The organism is Brevibacterium rongguiense, from assembly GCF_009857845.1.
GTDB classification, from domain to species: Bacteria; Actinomycetota; Actinomycetes; order Actinomycetales; family Brevibacteriaceae; genus Brevibacterium; species Brevibacterium rongguiense.
In genome coordinates this window covers 1-20,160 of record NZ_WWEQ01000002.1, presented here as the reverse complement: position 1 = coordinate 20,160, position 20,160 = coordinate 1, and the positions used below count along the sequence as shown (strand labels likewise).

The window sequence follows — 20,160 nt, the reverse complement described above, 5'->3', positions numbered from 1 at the left end:
ATCTGGACGATCCTAGTCGGCCGCGCCGGCGACCGCCGTGACCACTGTCCCCGCGGCGCCTGCCACGGCTTCGGGAAGAGCATCGAGGGCGGCGATGACCCCGACCGGGCCGCCGGCCTCCACGAAGCGGAGCACCGCCTCGACCTTCGGTCCCATGGAACCCGAGGCGAATGTGCCCGATTCGCTGATCCCGCGCAGCTCCGCTGCCGTGATCGGGCCGATGTCCCGCGCGGAGGCGGTCCCGAACCCCGCGACGGCGCACGACACGTCCGTGGCGATGATCAGCCGATCCGCCCCGACAGAAATCGCCAGCTGCGCCGCACTCAGGTCCTTGTCGATGACAGCCGATGCTCCGTTGTAGCCCGTGCCATCGGGCACGACGGGCACGCCGCCGCCGCCGGCCGCCACGACCACCCAGCCGGCATCGGCCAGCAGTTCGACGGTGGGGGTCTCGAGGATGCGAAGCGGAGTCGGCGAGGCCACGACGCGTCGCCATCCCCGGGCTCCGAAGTCCTTCCACACCTGCCCGTGCGCCGTCATCGCGCGCGCGTGCTCGGCATCCTGGTAGGAGCCGACCGGTTTGACCGGGTTCTCGAATGCCGGATCCTCCGGATCCACGACGGTGCGCGTGATGAGCGCGACCACGCCGCGCTCGATTCCCCGCGCGCCAAGCTCCTTCTCGATGCGATTGACGAGCGTAAAGCCCAGGGTGCCCTGGGTCTGCGCACCGCACCAGTCGAGACTGACCGGCGGCAGCTCGGAGGCGGCGAGCTCGTTCTTGCGCATGATGTTGCCCACCTGCGGTCCGTTGCCGTGGGAGACGACGACCTCGTGACCGGCAGCCACGAGGTCCGCCAGGTGCACGGCGGCTCCCGCGATGGCGCGACGCTGGCTGTCCGGTGAAGCGTCGCCGTCGGGGCCGGTCATCGCATTGCCGCCCAGTGCGACCAGAACCCTCATGGGCGTCTCACACCCAGTCGACCGCAGGGGCCTGCGAACCGTCGCCGCTGAGGGCGGCGAAGCCGGGCCCACGGTCGAAGAAGGGCTCTGCAGCGCTGCGCTCGGCCCGCATCCGCTGACGCAGTCCGTCCGAGCCCGCCGCGTCCACGGCGATGTTGTCCGCCGCACCGGAAATCACGACCCCATAGGAGTCGCGCGCTCCATCAGCACTGACCTTGCCCCACTGCACGTCGCGCAGCACCTCGCCGTAGGGGCGCTCCAGCGGGTCGCCCCATCCCCCGCCGCCCGTCGTGCGGATCCGCACTACCTCACCTGCGGCAATCGGCTCCGCATCGGCAAGCGCGTCCACCGTGCGCTCATGGGCGCCGCCGGGTTCGATGGTGACCTCGAACGGCCTGCCTGCCTTGCCGCCCTTGACTCCCCAGCACGCGAGGATGGATCGGTCGGCGATCGACATGAAGTTCCCATCCTTGAGCATGCGGATGTGCTTCTCATAGCCGAGCCCGCCTCGGTAGCGGCCGGCGCCGCCGGAGTCCTGGGCCAGACCGAGCCGCTCCACCCGGAAGGGGAAGCGCGATTCGGTGAATTCCGTCGGGAGATTGCGCGAGTCGGGCACCACGTGGATCGTGTCCTCCCCGTCCGCGTAATAGCGCCCACCGGACCCACCGCCGAGCACCTCGCGCATGAGGTAGTCATTCCCGTCCCGGTCCTTGCCATAGACGCCGGTATAGCGGATCGTCTCCTGGTCAGCGGGCATCTGCCCATCGACGGCCTTCGCCACAACGCCCGCAAGGACGCCCAGCAGGCGAAGGATCACGAAGGTGCGCGCATTCGTGGGGCCTGGGAACACGGGGGTGAGCAGCGTTCCCTTCTCGGGGAATCGCATCTCGATGAGCGGCACGATGCCCTCGTTGACGTCCAGCTCCGCCATCCGCTCGGGGCTGTCGGCGAGGTTGCGGAGAATGGGGGCGAGCCACTTCTTGAGGAAGTTCCCGCCCACGTAGTCGCCGCAGTGGTTGATCGGCCCCGCTGCCTGGGCGGCAGTGCCGGTGAAGTCGACGATGAGCCGTGGCCCGTCATCGGGCCCCCCCGTCGAGACCTTCGTCAGCGTGATCCGCTGAGTATGGAGCATGGGGTCGGAGACTCCATCGTGCTCCGCATAGTCCTCCCACACGTACTGCCCATCGGGGATCTTCGAAAGAATCTCCCGCCGGTAGATCTCGGTGGTGTTGTCGAGGATCGTGTCGAACGCGGCCTCGACGGTGTCCACTCCGTAGCGGGCGAACAGCTCGCCCAGCCGCCGGGCGCCCATCAGGCAGGCGGAGCATTCGGCGTCGAGGTCAGCGGAGAGCGAATCGGGCATCCGCGAATTTCGCGTCATGATCCTCAGCGCGGCCCGGTTGGGCCTGCCGGCATCCCACAGTTTGATGGGCGGGATCATGAGGCCCTCTTCGAACACGCTCGTCGCACCCGAGGGCATCGAACCCGGGCAGGCTCCTCCGATGTCGTCGTGGTGTCCGAAGGCCTGGACGAAGCAGACCACCTTCCCATCGGAGAACACCGGCACCGTCACGCACATGTCCGGGAGGTGGCCGATGCCGCCCTCGGACTCGTAGACGTCATTGTGGAAGAAGACGTCGCCCTCCCTCATCTCCTCGATGGGGAAATCCCGGACCACGGGATGCACGAGTGCGGAGTAGGACCGCCCCGTCAGCTTCCGCAGCTGCCTGTCGTGGATGCCGGCACGGAAATCGTGGGCGTCGCGGATCATCGGGGACCGCGAAGTGCGGGAAATGGCGGTCTCGACCTCCATCTCCACACTCGCAAGGGTTCCCTCCACGATCTCCACCACGATCGGGTCGACCGTCGTGCCCGCGGCAGTCAGTCGCTCGCCGTGCTGGTAGGGCGTGGGGAGGCCAGCGGGGTTGATCGGCTCGGCGGCGATGTAGGCCGCGAGGGCATCACCGGTCAGCGGCTGTTCGCCGAGCATCGAACCCGAATAGGTCTGCTGCGTAGACGTCACTGTGCTGCCTCCTGGCCTGTACTGCGGGTGATGATGATGTTCGCGGCGGAGTCGATCGCGGCGGTGAAACCGGGGTGAAGGGGAACGGTGGAGCCGAACTCCTCGATGATGGCGGGGCCGTGGATGCGGTCACCCGCCAAGAGCTCGGGCCGCCAGTAGACCTCGCTGTCCGCATAGCCGTCGGCGGCGTCGAAGCACACGGCACGCGTGGCCGTGCGCGCCCGTTCCGCGAGCGGCGCGGCCCCTTCGGCGGCTGCGATGCTGCGGGTTGCCGGGCGGGTGATGGGCCCTACCCCGGAGACGCGCAGGTTGACCCATTCCACGTGCTGATCGTCCGCGTCTGCGAAGTCGTAGCCGTAGAGCTGGCGGTGCTCGGCATGGAATGCCCGGGTCACCGCGTCCGCCCATTCGCGCGAGATGGCCCCCTGCGGCGCATTCACCCGCACCTCGAATGCCTGGCCGAAGTAGCGCAGGTCAACGGAGCGATCGAAGACGTGGTCGTCATCGGCGAACCCCTCGTTGCGCAGCGCCTGGGTGGCGCGGTCCTGCAGGCCGGTGAACACGGCGCCGATTTCCTCGAGGTCCAACCGGTCATCGCGGGAAACGTGCGTTTGCACGTAGTCGTTCTTCACGTCGACCGTGAGCAGCCCGAATGCGGAGACGTTCCCGGGATTCAGGGGCACCACGACCCCGGCGAGGTCGAGGATGTCGACGAGGGTGCAGGCGAGGAGGGAGCCCGAACCGCCGAAGGTTGTGAGCATGAAGTCGCGCACGTCGAGCCCGCGTTTGACCGAGATCTGGCGGAGCGCGTTCGCCTGGTTCCACGCGGAGATCTCGAGGATTCCCGTGGCCGCCTTCTCCGTGCTCAGTCCCAGGCGCGAGCCGAGAGCGGCGATCCCGCTGCGTGCCGCCTCGGCATCGAGGGGGATCTCACCCCCCAGCAGATGCGGAGGGATGCGCCCCAGCAGTACGTGGGCGTCGGTGATCGTCGGCTCAGTACCACCGTTGCCGTAGCAGATCGGCCCCGGGTCGGCGCCTGCGGATTGGGGGCCGACCTTGAGCTGGCCCTCCGCAGTCGTCCACGCGATCGACCCGCCCCCGGCGCCCACGGTGACGACGTCGATCATGGGGATCTTCGAGGGGTACGCGCCCACCGAACCTTCGGTCGTGAGCGCGGGCTCGCCATCGAGGACCACAGTGACATCCGTGGAGGTTCCTCCTCCGTCGCAGGTGAGGACCTTATCGAAGCCGGCTTCTCGGGCGATGAGCCCGGCTCCGAGGGCTCCCGCCGCTGGACCGGAGAGCACGGTGGTGATGGGCTGGTGAATGACCTCGTCGGCGGAGAGCACGCCTCCGTTGGACTTCATGATGTAGAAGGGAATGGCCTCCCGCTTGCCCGCTGCGGTCCCGGTGTATGCGTCGAGTCGCTCATGGATGTTGGTCACGTAGGCCGACACCTTGGGTTTGACGGCCGCGTCGACCAGTGTGGTCATGGAGCGCTCGTACTCGCGGTACTCCCGCAGCACCTCCGAGCTGAGGGACACGATCGCAGTGGGGTGGACCTCCTCGAGGATCTCCCGCATCCGCTGCTCGTGGGCGGGATTGGCGTAGGCGTGCAGAAAGTTCACACCCAGGGTGTTGATGCCGCGGTCCTTGAACCACTGCGCGGTCTCGCGGGCCTGACGCTCATCGAATGGCCGGACCTCCGTGCCCTCGAAGTCCATTCGACCGCCCACCGTCTTGACGAGGTCAGCGGGAACGATGCGGTCGGGCTTCACCCAGAAGTAGGAGTTGCCGTAGCCATCCGGCACCGCCTGCCGGGCGATCTCGAGCACGAACTCATAACCTTCGGTCGTGATGAAGCCCAGTTTCTCGAGCTTGCCCTCGAGGAGCTGGTTGGTCGCAACCGTGGTGCCGTGGCTGACCGCCACGATGTCTTCACCGGACGCTCCCAGGATGCCCAGCACCTTGTCGATGCCGTTGATGAACCCATCGGCGGGGTTGCTGGGCGTCGATGGCGTCTTCGTGGTCGTCAGCTCGCCGGTGGCCTCGTTGAACGCCACCACATCGGTGAACGTGCCCCCGGTATCGATTCCGATCCGGATTCGCGAATTCTCCTGCGGCATCTGTGTCCTTCCGGGTGCGCGGCAGCGCCGTGTTCGACGAGGGGAACAATGACCCCAATCATTCCCCGTGGCGCAGATCACTCCACCGGCACAATCTGCTGAACCCTCGGGAGGCCTTCGTCGACAATTGCGCCGGCACCCGGAACGGGGAGTCCCCGGTGTCCGCCTGTGCACACCGGTCCCGGTGCCACCGCAACAGTGCGGGGCGGGGCAGTGCGCAGCACCCCGCACTGCCCCGCAGCGGCCGCTCCCCGCTCGCCATCCGGCCGACGGCTTCGCCAGCAGGTTCGGTCAGTTCGGCCGGTGCCCACGCACCGCGTCCGCCCCGTCTGCTTGGATGGGACCATGACACGGAAGTCACTCGAGCGCGCCACCGCTCGCTACGCGGAGCGGTTCCCGGCCATGAAGCGCCACGCCGCCGAATTCGTCGACGCCCTCACCGCCGTCATCGACGATGCGGGGATCAACTACCTCTCGGTCACGGGGCGGGCGAAGTCACCGGAGTCGTTTGCCGACAAGGTCCGGCGCCGCACCGCCGAATTCGGCCACACGGACTTCGACCCCGCCGTCGAGGTCACCGATCAGGTGGGGGCGCGGATCATCACGTACGTCCACAGCGACATCCCCCCGGTCGCGCAGCTGCTCGCGGACAACTTCACTGTGCTCGAGGACCGCGACATGGGCCGCGAGACCGCCCGTGAGGGCCGGTTCGGCTACGCCAGCCGCCACATGCTCATCTCCGACGACCCGCAGGCCACGGGCTTCGACGCCCGCCACTGCGCCTCCGTGCAGATCCGCACGGTCCTCCAGCATGCGTGGGCCGAGTTCGAACACGATGCCCGCTACAAGGGCACCGTCCCCGAAGAGCACGCCGCCGAACTCGACCGCCGGTTCACGCTGGCCGCCGGTCTCATCGAGCTTGCCGATCGCGAATTCTCCATCATCCGCGACACCCTCCAGTCCGGGCTGCGCCACGCAGACTTCGACTCCGACGGCGCCCGCGATGCCTCCCACATCGATCCTCGCGAACTCGCCTCGTTCCTGGCCGGCTGGTACGAGTCCGCGGGATTCTCCCGCTCCGAGCACTACCTGGCCCAGGTGCGCCTCCTCACCGAACTCGACATCACCTCGATCCCCCAGCTGCGCGACGAGCTGCAGCAGGTCGACACCGAGCGGATCCTGCGCGCCATGGGCTATCGGCATCCGCCGGGTGCCATCCGCAGGCTCGACGACGACCTCCTCGCCCTCTTCCGCGAGCGCTACGCGGACCTGCCCGGCAACGCCGAGCGCCGCGATGCGCTGCGCCGGCGGATGCAGCGCCTCGGCAGCCCGGACTGAGGCCCGAGCGGGCGCTCCACCGCGGGTATGCCGGATGCGCGCGAGTGCGGGGCGCACTGGAACCCGCCCCGGCGGATAGGAGCGCACGCCCCCTTGGGGCGGAACGGCCTGACGGACCCGGCCGGCGGCTCCTAAGCTGGGCCCATGACCGGCCGCACCGCTGCGGCCCCGCCCCCTCCGAAAGGACGCGCGATGACGAGCGCAGCCCACGTCGAGCCCGCCGATCTCATCTCCTTCGACTCCCTGCTGAGTGCCGAGGAGATCGCCCTGCGCGACGAGGTGCGCGCCTTCGTGCAGGCGGAGATCAAGCCGCACATCTCCGGCTGGTTCGAGGACGCGCACTTCCCCCTCGAGCTGGTCCCGGAGCTCGGCCGCCGGGGGCTGCTCGGCATGCACCTGACCGGCTACGGCTGCGCGGGCCGCTCGGCCGTGGACTACGGGCTGGCCGGAGCGGAGCTCGAGGCCGGTGACTCGGGCCTGCGGACGTTCGTCTCCGTGCAGGGCTCGCTGGCCATGTCCGCGATCCACAAGCACGGCACCGAGGAGCAGAAGCAGGAGTGGCTGCCGCGCATGGCCGCGGGCGAGGCGATCGGCTGCTTCGGGCTGACCGAGCCGGAGGCGGGTTCCGACCCGGCCTCCATGCAGACGTTCGCGCGCCGCGACGGGTCCGGCGATGATGCCGACTGGATCATCAGCGGCACGAAGCGCTGGATCGGCCTGGCGAACGTCGCCGACGTCGCGATCATCTGGGCCCAGACCGACGACGGAGTGCGCGGCTTCGTCGTGCCCACCGAGACCCGGGGCTACACCGCGCGCGTCATCGAGCCCAAGCTGTCCATGCGCGCGTCCATCCAGTGCGAGATCTCGCTCGACGAGGTGCGCTTGCCCGCCGCCGCGGTCCTCGAGGGCACCGGGCTCGGCGGGCCCTTCTCCTGCCTCAACGAGGCCCGCTACGGGATCATGTGGGGCGCGATGGGGGCTGCGCGCGACGCCTTCGAAGACGCCCTCGCCTACGCGCAGCAGCGCCGGCAGTTCGACCGCTCGATCGCATCGTTCCAGCTGACACAGCGCAAGCTCGTCGACATGGCGCTCGAGATCAACAAGGGCTTCCTGCTCGCCCTGCACCTGGGCCGCATGAAGGACGCGGGCACACTCGACCACCGGCAGATCTCCGTGGGCAAGCTCAACAACTGCCGCGAGGCCATCGCGATCGCCCGCGAGGCGCGCACGATCCTGGGCGGCAACGGCATCACGCTCGAGCACTCGCCGTTGCGCCACGCCAACAACCTCGAGGCCGTGCGCACCTACGAGGGCACGGACGAGGTCCACACGCTCATCCTGGGCAACTGGCTTACGGGCGAGGCGGCGTTCGGCGCGGACTGAGCAATCGCCCTCAGGGCAGCGGAGCGCGGTACACGCGCATGCGGCGAAGCCCGGGCACCCCGGTCGCTGAGCTCAGGAGTGCTTGCCCTGGAGCCGGTCGATGTGCTCGGATGCCTGCGCCTTCGTGAGGTTCGCCGGCAGCTCCTCCCCCGCCTCCTTGGCGAGCGTGTCGAGGTAGGACTTCTGCGCCTCGGTCATCGGATCGTCGCCGCTGACCCACTCCTCGGGGTCCTTATGCAGGTTGGAGCCCTGCGCATCGCCGGTGGCCCCGATCGTCTCCTGCTGCTCGGGTCCGGCCTGCTGGGACTCCGGCGGCTTGGCTCCCGGCTGTCCCGGCTGGGGCTGCTGGGGTTGCTGGTCCATCGACTCGCTCATCGCACTCTCCTTCTCGACCGGCTGCCGCACTGCTCGGCGGAATGCCCCATGCTAGTACCGACCCCCGGCGCCTCCCGGGCTCGCGCCACACGCCTGCGCCCCGGCGGATCACCACCCGGGCACAGGCGCCGCGCTTGTCTCAGAGCGATGGTCTCAGGCGTTCTCGTCGCGCGCCCTGTCCGCCTGGGACAGGTCGCTCGCCGCAACCGAGCGCTCTGCCTCGGTGCCGCCGTTCTGCATGACGTCGGAGGCCTCCGTGGCGACATCGGGGCTCGTCTCGCCCCCTCGTCCGCCGGACTGACGCAGGGCGCTCGCGGCTACCGCGCGCTCCTCCTCGGTGGAATTGGGGTCCTGCATGATGCGGCTGGCCTCGGACGCATCCATGTTCCCGGTGTGTGCGCTGTTCTCGGACATGGCTCCACTCTCCTTCGCTGGGCCCCGCCCCGTTGCGGCGCCCGTGTTTCGATCGTCGCACCGGCAACCGGTGGTGTCCAGGCCCCGCCGCCGAGGCGCGGGCCGGCTTCCCCACCCGTCCCGCGCCTCGGGCGCGAGCACCCGCTGCGGCTCCGCCGCGCGACACTGGGAGCGGTGGGAACCGCCCGCCGACCCGTTGCCCCGGGAGGCCCCATGCGCATCGACAGACTCGACCACCTCGTGCTCACGGTGGCAGACATCGACGCGACCGTCCGGTTCTACACCGAGGTGCTCGGCATGGAGCTCGTCCGCTTCGGCGCGGGCAGGCTCGCGCTGCGCTTCGGGGACAGCAAGATCAACCTCCACGAGGCCGGCCGCGAGGTCGAACCGCACGCACTGCGTCCCACCCCCGGCAGCGCGGACCTCTGCCTCGTCCTCGCCGGGGAGCCCTCCGAGGCCCTCGCCGGTGCCCGGGCCCGTCTCGCCGAGCACAGGGTGGCCATCGAACTGGGTCCCGTGGAGCGCACGGGTGCGCGCGGAGGCATCGAGAGCCTCTACGTCCGCGACCCCGACGCCAACCTCATCGAACTCAGCGTCTACCCCGCTGCCGCACCGGGTGCGGGTGCCGGGATGCAGCCTGGCGCGAATGCAGGTACCGACTCGGGCGCGGACGCGGCCGGCATCCCCTGAGCGGCCGGGCCCCAGCACGCAGCCCACCCTCCCCACCCCAGCCCGCGAACCGGCTCCGGGCGGCAGGCTCCCCTGCCGGCATCATGCATTCCGCAGGACTCCGCGTCGGCACCGCTGACCACCGCGCCACCGCCATCGCGCTGCACCGCCGGCCCGCGGTCAAGCGGTGAGAGCAGCGGTCCCGGGCGACGGGAATCCGCGCACATAGATCGATGAGATCACTAGGCTCGGTCTATGGAAGCCCACCCCGATCCCCGTCCCGCCTCCGCACCGGCAGCACCCGGTGCACCCGCCGGACCCTCCGACGGGACGCCGGTGGACCAGCCGTGGGCGCGCAGCGGTGAGGAGGCGCTGGAGGCCCTCGCCGCCTCGGGAACGGAGGGCCTGAGCCAGACCCAGGCGGCCGAGCGCCTGGCCGCGCACGGCCGCAACGAGCTCACGGCCGCCCCGCCCACTCCGTGGTGGGCGCGGGTGCTGCGGCTGCTCAACGAGCCCCTGACCTATCTGCTGCTCGCGGCGATCGGCGTCTCGCTGGTCGCGTGGGCGATCGAGGGCCGCCAGGGGCTGCCGGTGGATGCGATCGTCGTGGGGGCCGTCATCGTCCTCAACACCGTCATCGGGCTGGTCCAGGAGCTCAAGGCCGCCGATGCCGTCGCCGCGCTGCGCACGATGGCCTCCCCCACCGCCGTCGTCACCCGCGACGGCGCCCAGCGCAGCATCCCGGTCGCGGAGCTGGTTCCCGGCGACCTCCTCCATCTGGACGAGGGCGATGCGATCCCCGCGGATGCGCGCATCCTGCGCGCCGGCCGGCTCATGGTCGCCGAGGCCGCGCTGACCGGCGAATCCGTGCCGGTCGAGAAGTCCGCCCCGCCGGTGGCGGCGGACGCTGACCTGGCCGAGCGCACCTCCATGGTCCACGCCGGCACCGCCGTCACCCAGGGCAGCGCCGTCGCGCTCGTGACCGGCACGGGCGCGGATACGGAGATCGGCCGGATCGCCGGCATGATCGCCGCGGCCCCGGAGACCGTCACGCCCCTGCAGCGGGAGATGGCGGCGGTCGGCAGGATGCTCACGGTGGCGGTCGTCGCCATCGCGCTCGTCACCATGGTCACGGCCTACCTCGTGACCGATGACCACTCGCTCGAGAGCGTCGTGACGATCCTCCTGCTGGGCGTCTCGCTGGCCGTGGCCGCGGTGCCGGAGGGCCTGACCGCCATCGTCTCCGTCGTGCTGGCACTCGGCGTGCGCCGCATGGCCACGCGCAACGCCATCGTCAAGCAGCTCGATGCGGTCGAGGCGCTGGGCTCGGCCGGGGTCGTGGCCACGGACAAGACGGGCACGCTCACCCTCAACGAGATGACCGTCGAGGCCGTGCTCACCGGGAATGGGCGCGTGGAGCCCGCCGACCCACGCGCAGCGGAGGTCCTGGCCCTGGGGTCGCTCGCCTCGAACGCCCGTCTGACGGCCGATGGGGCGATCGGCGATCCCACCGAGCTCGCGTTCCTCACCGCCTGCCGCGACGAGGGCGTCGAGGTGCCCGCCTGGCGGCGCCTCGACGAGCTGCCCTTCAGCTCCGAGCGCAAGCGCATGTCCGTCCTCTTCGCCCCGCCCGAGGCGCCCACCCGCCTGGTCACGAAGGGCGCACCCGATGTGGTGCTGGGCCTGTGCGAGCGCGTGCGCACCGCCGAAGGCGATGTCGAGCTCACCGCCCAGGCGCGCGAGCGCCTCGAGGCCGGCATCGAGACCCTGGCTGGGCAGGCGTACCGCACGCTGGCCGTGGCGGAGAAGGAGGTCCCCGCGGCGACCCCGGCACAGGCGGAGGAAAGGACTGCCCCGGCGGGCGGCATCGCCGAGTCCGACGAGCGCGGCCTCACGCTGGTGGGTATCGCGGCGATGATCGATCCGCCGCGCCCCGAGGCGGCCCAGGCCATCGCGCAGGCCCAGCACGCGGGCATCCGCGTCATGATGATCACCGGGGACCATCCGGTGACCGCGCAGCGCATCGCCTCGGACCTCGGCATCGAGCACGCGCACGCGCTCACCGGGCGCGAGCTGCGCGCGATGGACGATGCGCAGCTGGCCGAGGCCATCGAACGGTCCTCCGTGTTCGCCCGCGTGGATCCCAGCCACAAGCTGCGAATCGTCGAGGCCCTCCAGCACAGCGGCAAGGCCGTCGCCATGACCGGCGACGGCGTCAACGACGCCCCGGCCCTCAAGCGCGCTGACATCGGCGTGGCCATGGGGATCACGGGCACCCAGGTCTCGCGCGATGCCGCGACAATGATCCTCGCCGACGACAACTTCGCCACGATCATCGCCGCCGTCAAGCAGGGCCGCGGAATCTTCGCCAACCTCACGAAGGTGCTGCGCTACCTGCTGTCATCGAACATGGGCGAGGTCTTCACCGTCTTCGGCGGGGTGGTGCTGGCCGGGCTTCTGGGCCTCGTGGGGCCCGACGGCGCCATGCTGCTGCCGCTGCTCGCCACCCAGATCCTGTGGGTCAACCTCGTCACGGATTCAATGCCGGCCCTGGCCCTGGGCGTGGAGCCGGTGGAGGACGAGGTCATGGACGCCCCGCCGCGCGACATGTCCAAGCGAGCACTCGACCGGGGCGAGTGGCTGCGGATCCTGGGCACCGGCCTGGTCATGGGGGTCCTCGCGCTGGGCTCACTGGACTGGTGCCTGCCCGGCGGGCTCTTCGACGGCGGTGACGACATCACAACGAGCCGCACGGTGGCATTCACGGTGCTCGTCTTCCTGCAGCTGGCGAACACACTGAGCGTGCGGCACGCCCGCCGCTCGATGTTCTCCCACCTCTTCGCCAACGGCTGGCTGTGGTCCGCGATCGGCCTCACGGTTGCCCTGCAGGCCCTCGTCGTCTACGTTCCGGTGCTCAACACCGCGTTCTCCACGGCCCCGCTCGACGACGCGCACTGGGGCATAGTGGGCGCCTGCGTTATGCTCTTCATCGCGTGCGAGGAGCTGCGCAAAGCGATCGCGCGAGGACTGCGGCGGCGCAGGCAGGCGCTCAGCCCCGAGACTAAGTGAAGCGAGCGCTGCGCACAGCAAACGGCCCCGGATCTCCGCTGCTGCCAGCGGCGATCCGGGGCCGTTCGACGAGTGCTGTCTCAAAGTACTCGAGTGGAGGTAAGGGGACTCGAACCCCTAACCCCCTGTTAGCGGGCACCGTTTTTCGTGAGTTTCCGTGGGGTGCCGTGTGCCGCGGATTCTAGGGGCGCAACAGGGTTAGGTGCCCCAGACTGTTTCCGCTAGTTTCCGTGGGGTTGCGTTGAAAAAGATGAGTAAGCGTGGGGTTGGTCAAGTCTCTGCACTCATCGAGGAAGCACCCCTGTTGGGCGCGCAGCGTGCCGGCTGACAGCGCGACCGTGGCTCCGCGACCCCTGGGTACACGACAGCGTGTAACCCAGTGCCTCACTACTGAGGACCCATGCAGGGGTCCGCGCTAGTGCGGACCCTCGCGGGCGCCGTGAAGTGTTCCTGGTTTGATAGAGAGTGAGCGGGTGATCCCGAACCAAGGAGCAGACACTCACTATGCCAGCAGTATCGAAGTACCCCGAGGAGCTCAAGGCCAGGGCGACGCGGCTGACCGTCGAGGCCCGGAAAGACCCGGACACGCGTAACGGCGCGATTGCGCGGATCGCTGACCAGTGCGGGGTGAAGCGGGAAGCCCTGAGGATGTGGGTCCGCAAGGCCGAAGCCGACGAGATCCCCGTTGAGACAGAAGACGCCGCCGCGACCATCCGCCGGCTGGAGAAGGAGAACCGGGAGCTGCGCCGCTCGAATAGCATCCTGAAGTCCGCCGCGGCTTTTTTCGCCGCGGAGTTCGACCGCCCACAGAAGTAATCGTCCGCTTCATCGACGAGCACAAGCATCGATGGGGTATCGAACCGATCTGCCGCGTCCTGACCGAGGAATTCGGCATCAAGATCGCCCCGTCAACCTACTACGCCTACACGTCCCGGCCGCCATCGCCGCGGGCCGTGCGGGATGCTGCCCTGAAGAAAGAGATCATGACTATCCATGCCCACGAGCACATGAAGGTGTATGGGATCTTCGAGGTCACCGACGACATCGTGGAGAACTGGGAGAAGTACGCGCTCATCGTCAGCGATGTGTTGCCGTTCGACCGTGCGCTGGACGCGCTGGAGCTGGCCCGGACCCCCGGAGCCGCGGAGAAGGTCGTCGTCGTCAACGAGGACTGAGGTCCACCGTCCGCTCGGTTAGAGTGAACGGCATGGCGCGAACGAGCCTACGGGAGCAGGCGACGTGGGGCATCGTGTTTCTGTGCGGCGGCGCGCTGGCGACTGCGACGTTTGTCGACCGGTGGTGGGTTCAGGTGCTTCCACTGTTCTGCATTGCTCCCGTGTTTGTCGCCATGCGGCGGGCGAAGCCCAGTCGTCACTACCCGGCCGGCCTCGTCTTCTTCGGCGCGTGGCTGCTGCCTACGACGTATTGGTATTACTCGTTCATGCCCGTGTGGCTCGCGTTCTTGGCCAGCGTCGGTTTCGTCGCCCTGATCGCGAACCTCTTCAGACTCTTCGCACTGCGCCTCCCGTTCTGGGCGGTTCTGGTTCTTGTGGCGGCCGTGTGGTCGGCGCTGACATTTGCACGCATGCACCTCCCGGTGACCGAGGACTGGTGGCTCCCTCACCTGGGGTACGCGGTATGGAGGAACAGCGGGCTGCTGCAGTTCGCGGCGCTTGGGGGCGAGGCCGTTGTCGAGGCAGGGGTCCTCGCCTCGAACGTCGTGGTGGCGCTGTTGATCGTGTCGTTTCGTCCCTGGGTGGCGGTGGCCGGAATGTGCGCCCTTGGCGGCGCGGTCGTCGTGGCAGATGTCCGGGTGTGGGATTCGGAGCCGGATGCGGTGCCGCAGGTGGTGAGCGTTCAGCAGATGACCGTCGGCGGGGTCGATGTTCCGGCCACCGCGCGAGACATCCGCACACTCACGGAGACAAGCGCCGCCGCGCTCAAGACTCTCGATGGCGACGCACGGCGAATAGTGGTCTGGCCGGAGAACTCCGTGCCGGAGGCGCAGCGTTTACTCGTCGAGTCGGCCGCTCGAGACCTCGACGCCTCCGTTGTGTATCACTCGGCCGAGATGCGCGGCGATGAGCGCTTCAAGCGGGTCATCGTCCTCAACGAGCGCGGCGACGAGGTGCTCTCGAACACCAAGGCACACATCGCACCCGACGAGAGCGGCACGGGGGCTTTCTCGAACCGCCACGTCTCGTGGGCAGACTGGTCGATCACGGCCTACGTCTGCTACGACATGCACTATCCCGATAGCGTGCGGCGAGTCGCGGGAGCCGACATCGTGTTCGTTCCGATCAACGATGCGGCTTATGGCGGGTTGCAGCAGCGGTTCCACAAGGCCGACCTTGCCATCCGGGCGGTACAGAGCCGCGCCAGCATGATTTCCGCTTCGACGAACGGGCCAACCGTGTTCATCGACAAGCATGGCGTCGTCCGGGACGAGCTTCAACCGGTGACCGCCGGTGTCATCACGGTCAAGAAGTAGGACGGAGCGGGTTCCGGATGACGACGCCTGCTGGTCGTGACCTGGCTTGGCTGCGTCATACGACAGCCGGATCATGTCCCGACCGAGTGCAGCACATCGACGATCTCTTCGCGTGCCCCGCTTCCGTGCCATCCGCCGGGCACCAGAACAGATCGTTTAGTAATGGTGTGAACACTGCGGTGATGGCTAGGCGGTTGCGGGTGAGTCAGCGGTCGGTACAACGATGGGTCCGGCACGGGCTGCCGACAGTTCGGGAGGCGCGGCTCTTTCGTGGTTGGCGTCCGTTGCAGAGCACCCTAAACATGGAACAAGAGAAGCTGCGGAACGCTATAGAAGCTCGGCGTTCGTTGGCTCTCGGACGGGGGCGGGGTGTCCTTCCATCGTGGCAAAGAAGCGGATGGCTAAAAGAGCATGTGGTCTGGGTAAGGCGCGTTAGCCGCGTGGGTGAGTGGCAGCCGGTGCTGCGTGTGCAATCTTCTCGTGTAGATGCAGAAGAAGGTAGTCGAGTTCTGAGATGGCTTAGTGCCTCGATAGAGGGCAATGACCAGTTGGCATGGGAAGCCGGTCTGCCTGATCAGTTCCGCAAAGATACGGGCATAGTGGCGCTGATGCGAGTTCCTACATCGTTCGATTCGGAAACTGTTAAATACCGACTCCTGGAGGAGATGCGGCAATACCGGATCCGAGGAAAGATGATCGGGTGGTGTAGAGCGGGGCACAGCTTGCTTTGGCTGGAGAACGGAAAAATTTCCCACTCTAGCTTCGTTTGCTTGAAAAGCAAGAGGGTAGAAAAATTCAGCGAAGGCCATGAAAATCAGCAATGTGGGTGTAGAGTCGATCGAAATCGGCCGAGATTCAGTAGATATATTGAATACTCAATGTATTTTAACTTCAGACGTCGATTGCCACAAATAATCACCGATAAGGAGAGAAATTGTGAAACGGATGCTAGCTGCTGCGACATTGGGTCTGATAGTACTACCTGTCGCTACTACGCAAATCGCTGCGCAAGCAGTAGAATCTAAAACTGCCAGTTCCAGTTTTCAAAAGGTTGTTAAAGCAGTTCCACCTGCTGGTAAAGCTAAAACACTGCGGACCAACAGCGCGGTACCTAAAACCTCCTCCAAACTAGTGCTAGCGCAACCGAACGCGAATTCGAGCCAGTTAACTACTCTTAACAGGGAATTGAGTAAACAGGCAAGAGCTGCGTCAGCAGAAGCATCGTCATTGTCATCTCTAAATACGGTTTATTTTGAAACCGATAATAAGAATCGCATTATAGATCGGTATATTGGTTCCAGCCCGCAACGCGTCATCGATGACAGAACTGGACAGACTTCATTTAATTGGTCTGCGAACAGTAAAAGCGTTAATCTGTCCTGGTGGAAGCCGAAAGGGGTTTCTGCGACTTGGGTAATTAGCAAAAACGGTCAACCAATAGCGAAAACCGATTCTACGAGTTTCACTGATAACTCGGTTGACCGCAGTCGAGTTAACGAATATTTTGTCGAGGCGCAGGTAGAACAGCTGAAGAAGTCAAACGATCCAGACTCGAAGTATACACATGCGTATAGCTACGGCACAGAAGTTCCTAAAGGCGAAAAAGTTCCGGTCAATGAGTCAGTCGAAAGCAAATCGGTTCTAAGTGCTGCGGCGAACGCGGATATTATGCCTAAGAATGCTGCACTAGCGAAGGCCAAAGTAGCACAAGGCTCGGCCCAGTTCCGGTACGCATCTTTCATTCCAGATAAGAAGATCAAGCAGCCTCCGTTTTGCTCGAATGGATTCGACTCCTATCACGGTGACGGTAGGGCCTTCAGGAACTCGAAGACCATCAACAGTAATCTGAGTTCTAGGGGCGAGAACCAGGCTGGGGTTACGGTCCAGGGTAATAAGAACCACTTGGACTTTACGAAAAAGCACGTCGGAGAGACTATCGCTTACAAAAAGGATGGATCTGTAGCGGATCGTAAAACTGCTAGCGATTCAGGACTTAGCACCACACTGGGCAGTTATGGGATACTCCCGGATATTCGCTTTAAACAGTCTATCGGAAACCCTCTGTGTGATGTTCTTGCTGTGGGGAAAGCACCGGCAATCGACGTAGATATGCACGCGATTTTCGACCCTTCTGGATCAACTGAAGTAAAGGGTAGTCACGACGGGGCACCAAATCACGAGCTAACCTACAATTTGGCTAATAGTAAGGGACGTAGTTACGGTTGCCTCTACCGCTTCCAGTACAGCAGCTTCAATAGCTTGCTGCCACCTATGGACGTGACGGTTAATAGGTACTCGACTCCTATGAACGGTAAGTTCCCAAGGGACTGTGCCATACGCAAATGATGGTGGTTGATAGGCAGTAAGAGCGTCAGAGCTTGAGGGTTGGTGGACATATCGTTTCCATCAACCCTCAAGCAGTCTTGTTTAATGCGCCGTTTCATTTACTGAGGCTCCACGGTTAGAATAACACACATGAAGCAGGCGTGTTAAATCTTGACACTTATTATCATGGAGGCACTGTGGGGTTTGTAAATGTGATAAATGTAGGCGCGCGACGTCTTCAGTTTTCGTTCGCGGTAGCAGCCGTTGTTGTTTTTTGTGTTGCCTTCTCGCTGTACCGTTTTTCGATTTCAAGTGCCGGATTTTTGGCGTTTTACGCGCTTCTTCCGGGGCTGCTATCGTCTATCGTTCTTTATTTTGTGTTTTGGTCTCGAGAAGTTTTGCAATGGATCGTGTCTATAGCTTCTCTTCTGATAGTCCTTGGTGTTTGCGAAGTCATTTATAATACTTGGGGAGAGTGGTGGACGCCTGGTGATTATCTTGGGTATCTGCTATTTGGTGTGCCTGTTCTGGTGCTGGCTATTATTATCCGCCTATTAATAGGTGTGTTGCCCAGTAGACAAAAATGATTGTGTTCCGCAGTCTCTTTTTGCTTCGGGGTTGTCCATGTTATTGCGGCCGTATATGACTGCGATCAGGCGCCGAGCAGGTGAGGTTTGGCAGAGGAGTTCTTCGAGAATACTTGAATCGTGCCCTTCTGGCTGTGTCTGTTGGTGGCGACGCTGAGATTGTGGGTACCGGTTTCTCGGCGAGGTGTGAGACTTAACGACAGAACTGTCGCAAAGGTCACCAGGAGTCCAACACAACGGGCGGGGTACGCGGCCGGTTAGTGCTAGATGCTCAAAATTGAGCACAAGGCCACCACACCACGGGTACACGAAAGCGCCCGCCCCAGCCGAAACCGGGACGGGCACGAACTACCAGCAGCACACCAGTCAGCGGAACCGCTCGAGGCGACCACTGATCTGCGAGAGCATCTCGAGGTCCTCCCCCTCCACCACACCGGCGTGCTGCGCACGCTCCTCAAGGTCCGCTAGACGCCGCAACTCCACCTGCAACAGTGTGTGATTGCGCCAATCCCGCCAGTCCACTCTCACAGCTGCACACCCGCCGCGATGACCTCCGAGAGAGCCTCGTTCGGTTCGACCGCGTAGAACTCATCCAGTGGGCCAGGACGCTTCCCGTGCTCGAGGTAGAAGCGGATGAGGCCGGCGTGATTCTTCGCAGCCTCCACCTTGTCGCCCAAGTCCTCCGACTTCGGCACGTCGCGCCACCTGCCCTGCGGCCCCTCGTGCCACTCTTCAACCGGCGCGTACTCCACACCGTCAAGGTCGCGCAGCTGATCCACCAGAGCTCTCACCCTCCCGGCGTGCTTGTCTGCCTCCCGCTGGGCCTGCACCGCGGCCTTGTCCAGGTTGGCTGCTTCGTCCTCTAGGTGCTTGCGGTACACGTCCACTAACCGCTGCCGGGCCTCCACAGCCGCCGCGTCATAGGCACGTGCCTCCCGCTCCTTGGCCTGCACCTTCACGGTGATGCGCTCAGCGGCAGACGGGTCATCCAAGATCGCGGCCCCTGAGGTCTGGTCAAGCTCCGCACTCTCAGCGCGGGCACGCTCAGCCTTCGCCTCCCACTCCTCAACGGTCGCAGTCGCCTTGCTCACGGCGGCACTCAGGCTGCGCATCACCGGGCCTCCCGCATCTCCGTGAACCGGTTGAGCAGCCGACTCGTCTGCGCGATCCGATCCAGGGGCTCAGCATCCGGATTCGTCATCTCATACGCCTCCCGCACAAGCGCATCCGCGTCACCACGAGACGAAGCGATGATGTGCCGGCCCGCAGCCTGGTGCAGGCCCTCGATGACCGCCCACCGCTTCACCGCCTCCCCATCACTCGGAGGCACGGGCAGCCCGTAGAGCCACTCCTCGCCCTCGAGGGCTGCGCGTACCGCGCTGTGCGCCTGGGGGTCGGCCTCCGACACGTGGGCGGTCGTGGGCGGCTCACCCCGCAATGCCCTGAGAATGTCGTTATCACCGGTCATGCTGCTCTCCTCAGATTCGTGTAGGTATGGACAGCCTCGCGGGTGAACGTCCACTGAGACCCGACACGTTGAGCGTCGATGTGGCCCGCCGCCGCCAGCTGCCGGACCCTGCGAGTCGAAACCCCCAAGAGCCCGGCAGCCTCCCGGCTGTTCAAGCGGCCACCAACAAGGCCGCTCGGGATTGACTCTGCCGCCTCAGTGCCGATTTCCGCCCTGATGTTTCCGGGAACGGAATCTGGTTCGAAGTTCGCTCGTGCCGCCCGCAACCGCCGCATCGTGTCCTCGAACTCGCGCAACATCACAGGCGGCAGACTGCGCGCCAGCCGCTTGCGCGCCTCCTCCTCCGGCCCCAGCAAGGTCAGCAGGATCACCGCGCCGGCCGGGGTCACCGCCGCCGACAGGTCAGCGTTCGAGGTTCTGCGGTAGATCACCGGGAGCCACCCCCTCGAGCGCCTTGCCCACCCACTCCCGAGCCACACTCAAGGAACGCTCGTGCTGTTCCGCACTCAAGTCCAAGTCGAGGAACACGCCCTGCAACACGAACATGAACAGGCGGGCAGTCTGCTCCTCGACCTGCACTCGGCGCGCCTCAAGGTCATGCCGGCCCAACACGTCCAAGACCTTCACCGTGCGGTCGTGTGGTTCCCCCCGAATCGTGGAGGACTTCCTATGCGGCCTCGGGCAGCGTAGCCGCGTTGCTGGTCTCGTAGTCGACGGGGCTCATCATGTTTGCTGAGCTGTGCCGACGGTCGTGGTTGTAGAACCCGTAGCACCAGTCCAGTACGACGGCCTGGGCTTGGCGAGTGTCGGTGAACTGGTGGCGTGAGAGGACCTCCCACTCCAGGCTGGAGAAGAATGCCTCGGCGGCGGCGTTATCGAAGCACGAGCCGACGCGGCCCATGGACTGCCGGATGCCCATCGTGCGGCACAGC

Annotated in this window: 19 protein-coding genes and 1 other annotated feature; of the genes, 9 read left to right on the top strand and 10 right to left on the bottom strand. The window is 65.8% G+C overall.

Annotation, left to right across the window (positions count from 1 at the left end; all coding sequences use genetic code 11):
- Nucleotides 1-12: 12 nt before the first annotated feature.
- Genes GSY69_RS00625 through GSY69_RS00615 form a run of 3 tightly spaced genes read right to left on the bottom strand, consistent with a single transcriptional unit; the run spans nt 13 to nt 5,109 of the window.
- A complete protein-coding gene (locus GSY69_RS00625; RefSeq protein WP_160951984.1) occupies nt 13-960 on the bottom strand; it encodes a carbamate kinase in 948 nt (315 codons plus the stop codon).
- Between the two features lie 7 nt (nt 961-967).
- Complete coding sequence (locus tag GSY69_RS00620; protein ID WP_328698702.1) at nt 968-2,983, bottom strand: hydantoinase B/oxoprolinase family protein; 2,016 nt, start codon at nt 2,981-2,983, stop codon at nt 968-970.
- Complete coding sequence (locus GSY69_RS00615; RefSeq protein WP_160951983.1) at nt 2,980-5,109, bottom strand: hydantoinase/oxoprolinase family protein; 2,130 nt, start codon at nt 5,107-5,109, stop codon at nt 2,980-2,982. The genes GSY69_RS00620 and GSY69_RS00615 overlap by 4 nt, the downstream gene beginning before the upstream one ends.
- Before the next feature lie 345 nt (nt 5,110-5,454).
- Here GSY69_RS00615 and GSY69_RS00610 point away from each other — a divergent pair, with 345 nt between their 5' ends.
- The gene (locus GSY69_RS00610; RefSeq protein ID WP_160951982.1) at nt 5,455-6,447 is read left to right on the top strand and encodes a GTP pyrophosphokinase; all 993 of its coding nucleotides are present in this window, start codon (nt 5,455-5,457) and stop codon (nt 6,445-6,447) included.
- 192 nt (nt 6,448-6,639) lie between these two features.
- A complete protein-coding gene (locus GSY69_RS00605; RefSeq protein ID WP_160951981.1) occupies nt 6,640-7,830 on the top strand; it encodes an acyl-CoA dehydrogenase family protein in 1,191 nt (396 codons plus the stop codon).
- A gap of 72 nt (nt 7,831-7,902) precedes the next feature.
- On the opposite strand, the gene GSY69_RS14345 is transcribed toward GSY69_RS00605, so the two are convergent.
- Nucleotides 7,903-8,205, bottom strand: a complete 303-nt coding sequence (locus GSY69_RS14345; RefSeq protein WP_407924996.1) for a DUF3072 domain-containing protein — start codon at nt 8,203-8,205, stop codon at nt 7,903-7,905.
- Between the two features lie 153 nt (nt 8,206-8,358).
- Nucleotides 8,359-8,619: a hypothetical protein gene (locus tag GSY69_RS00595; protein WP_160951980.1), complete on the bottom strand. Its 261-nt coding sequence runs from the start codon at nt 8,617-8,619 to the stop codon at nt 8,359-8,361.
- 213 nt (nt 8,620-8,832) lie between these two features.
- On the opposite strand from GSY69_RS00595, the gene GSY69_RS00590 reads away from it, so the two are divergent.
- From GSY69_RS00590 to GSY69_RS00560, 7 genes are all read left to right on the top strand, one after another.
- On the top strand, nt 8,833-9,309 hold the full coding sequence (locus GSY69_RS00590) for a VOC family protein (RefSeq protein WP_160951979.1): 477 nt from the start codon (nt 8,833-8,835) through the stop codon (nt 9,307-9,309).
- A 234-nt stretch (nt 9,310-9,543) separates the two neighbouring features.
- On the top strand, nt 9,544-12,357 hold the full coding sequence (locus GSY69_RS00585; RefSeq protein ID WP_160951978.1) for a cation-translocating P-type ATPase: 2,814 nt from the start codon (nt 9,544-9,546) through the stop codon (nt 12,355-12,357).
- Between the two features lie 504 nt (nt 12,358-12,861).
- A complete protein-coding gene (locus GSY69_RS15305; RefSeq protein WP_160951977.1) occupies nt 12,862-13,173 on the top strand; it encodes a transposase in 312 nt (103 codons plus the stop codon).
- Nucleotides 13,134-13,263 (top strand) — a sequence feature (AL1L pseudoknot). Its footprint overlaps the gene before it by 40 nt.
- Before the next feature lie 77 nt (nt 13,264-13,340).
- A complete protein-coding gene (locus GSY69_RS00575; protein ID WP_202410702.1) occupies nt 13,341-13,532 on the top strand; it encodes a hypothetical protein in 192 nt (63 codons plus the stop codon).
- Nucleotides 13,533-13,564: 32 nt separating this feature from the next.
- Nucleotides 13,565-14,848 carry a nitrilase-related carbon-nitrogen hydrolase gene (locus tag GSY69_RS00570; protein WP_160951976.1) on the top strand — a complete coding sequence of 428 codons (1,284 nt, stop codon included), beginning with the start codon at nt 13,565-13,567 and terminating at the stop codon, nt 14,846-14,848.
- A 936-nt stretch (nt 14,849-15,784) separates the two neighbouring features.
- The gene (locus GSY69_RS00565; protein ID WP_160951975.1) at nt 15,785-17,194 is read left to right on the top strand and encodes a hypothetical protein; all 1,410 of its coding nucleotides are present in this window, start codon (nt 15,785-15,787) and stop codon (nt 17,192-17,194) included.
- Between the two features lie 140 nt (nt 17,195-17,334).
- Nucleotides 17,335-17,760 carry a hypothetical protein gene (locus GSY69_RS00560; protein WP_160951974.1) on the top strand — a complete coding sequence of 142 codons (426 nt, stop codon included), beginning with the start codon at nt 17,335-17,337 and terminating at the stop codon, nt 17,758-17,760.
- A 524-nt stretch (nt 17,761-18,284) separates the two neighbouring features.
- Here the strand turns inward: GSY69_RS00560 and GSY69_RS00555 are convergent.
- From GSY69_RS00555 to GSY69_RS00535, 5 genes are all read right to left on the bottom strand, one after another.
- Nucleotides 18,285-18,851, bottom strand: a complete 567-nt coding sequence (locus tag GSY69_RS00555; RefSeq protein ID WP_160951973.1) for a hypothetical protein — start codon at nt 18,849-18,851, stop codon at nt 18,285-18,287.
- Between the two features lie 20 nt (nt 18,852-18,871).
- Nucleotides 18,872-19,228, bottom strand: coding sequence for a hypothetical protein (locus GSY69_RS00550; RefSeq protein ID WP_160951972.1), 357 nt, complete (start codon nt 19,226-19,228; stop codon nt 18,872-18,874).
- Nucleotides 19,225-19,659, bottom strand: coding sequence for a helix-turn-helix domain-containing protein (locus GSY69_RS15070; RefSeq protein WP_160951971.1), 435 nt, complete (start codon nt 19,657-19,659; stop codon nt 19,225-19,227). Before GSY69_RS15070 ends, GSY69_RS00550 begins: the two co-directional genes overlap by 4 nt.
- Nucleotides 19,631-19,855, bottom strand: coding sequence for a hypothetical protein (locus GSY69_RS00540; RefSeq protein WP_160951970.1), 225 nt, complete (start codon nt 19,853-19,855; stop codon nt 19,631-19,633). The genes GSY69_RS15070 and GSY69_RS00540 overlap by 29 nt, the downstream gene beginning before the upstream one ends.
- A gap of 40 nt (nt 19,856-19,895) precedes the next feature.
- A partial coding sequence (locus GSY69_RS00535; protein WP_160951969.1) for an integrase core domain-containing protein occupies nt 19,896-20,160 on the bottom strand: 265 nt, incomplete at its 5' end.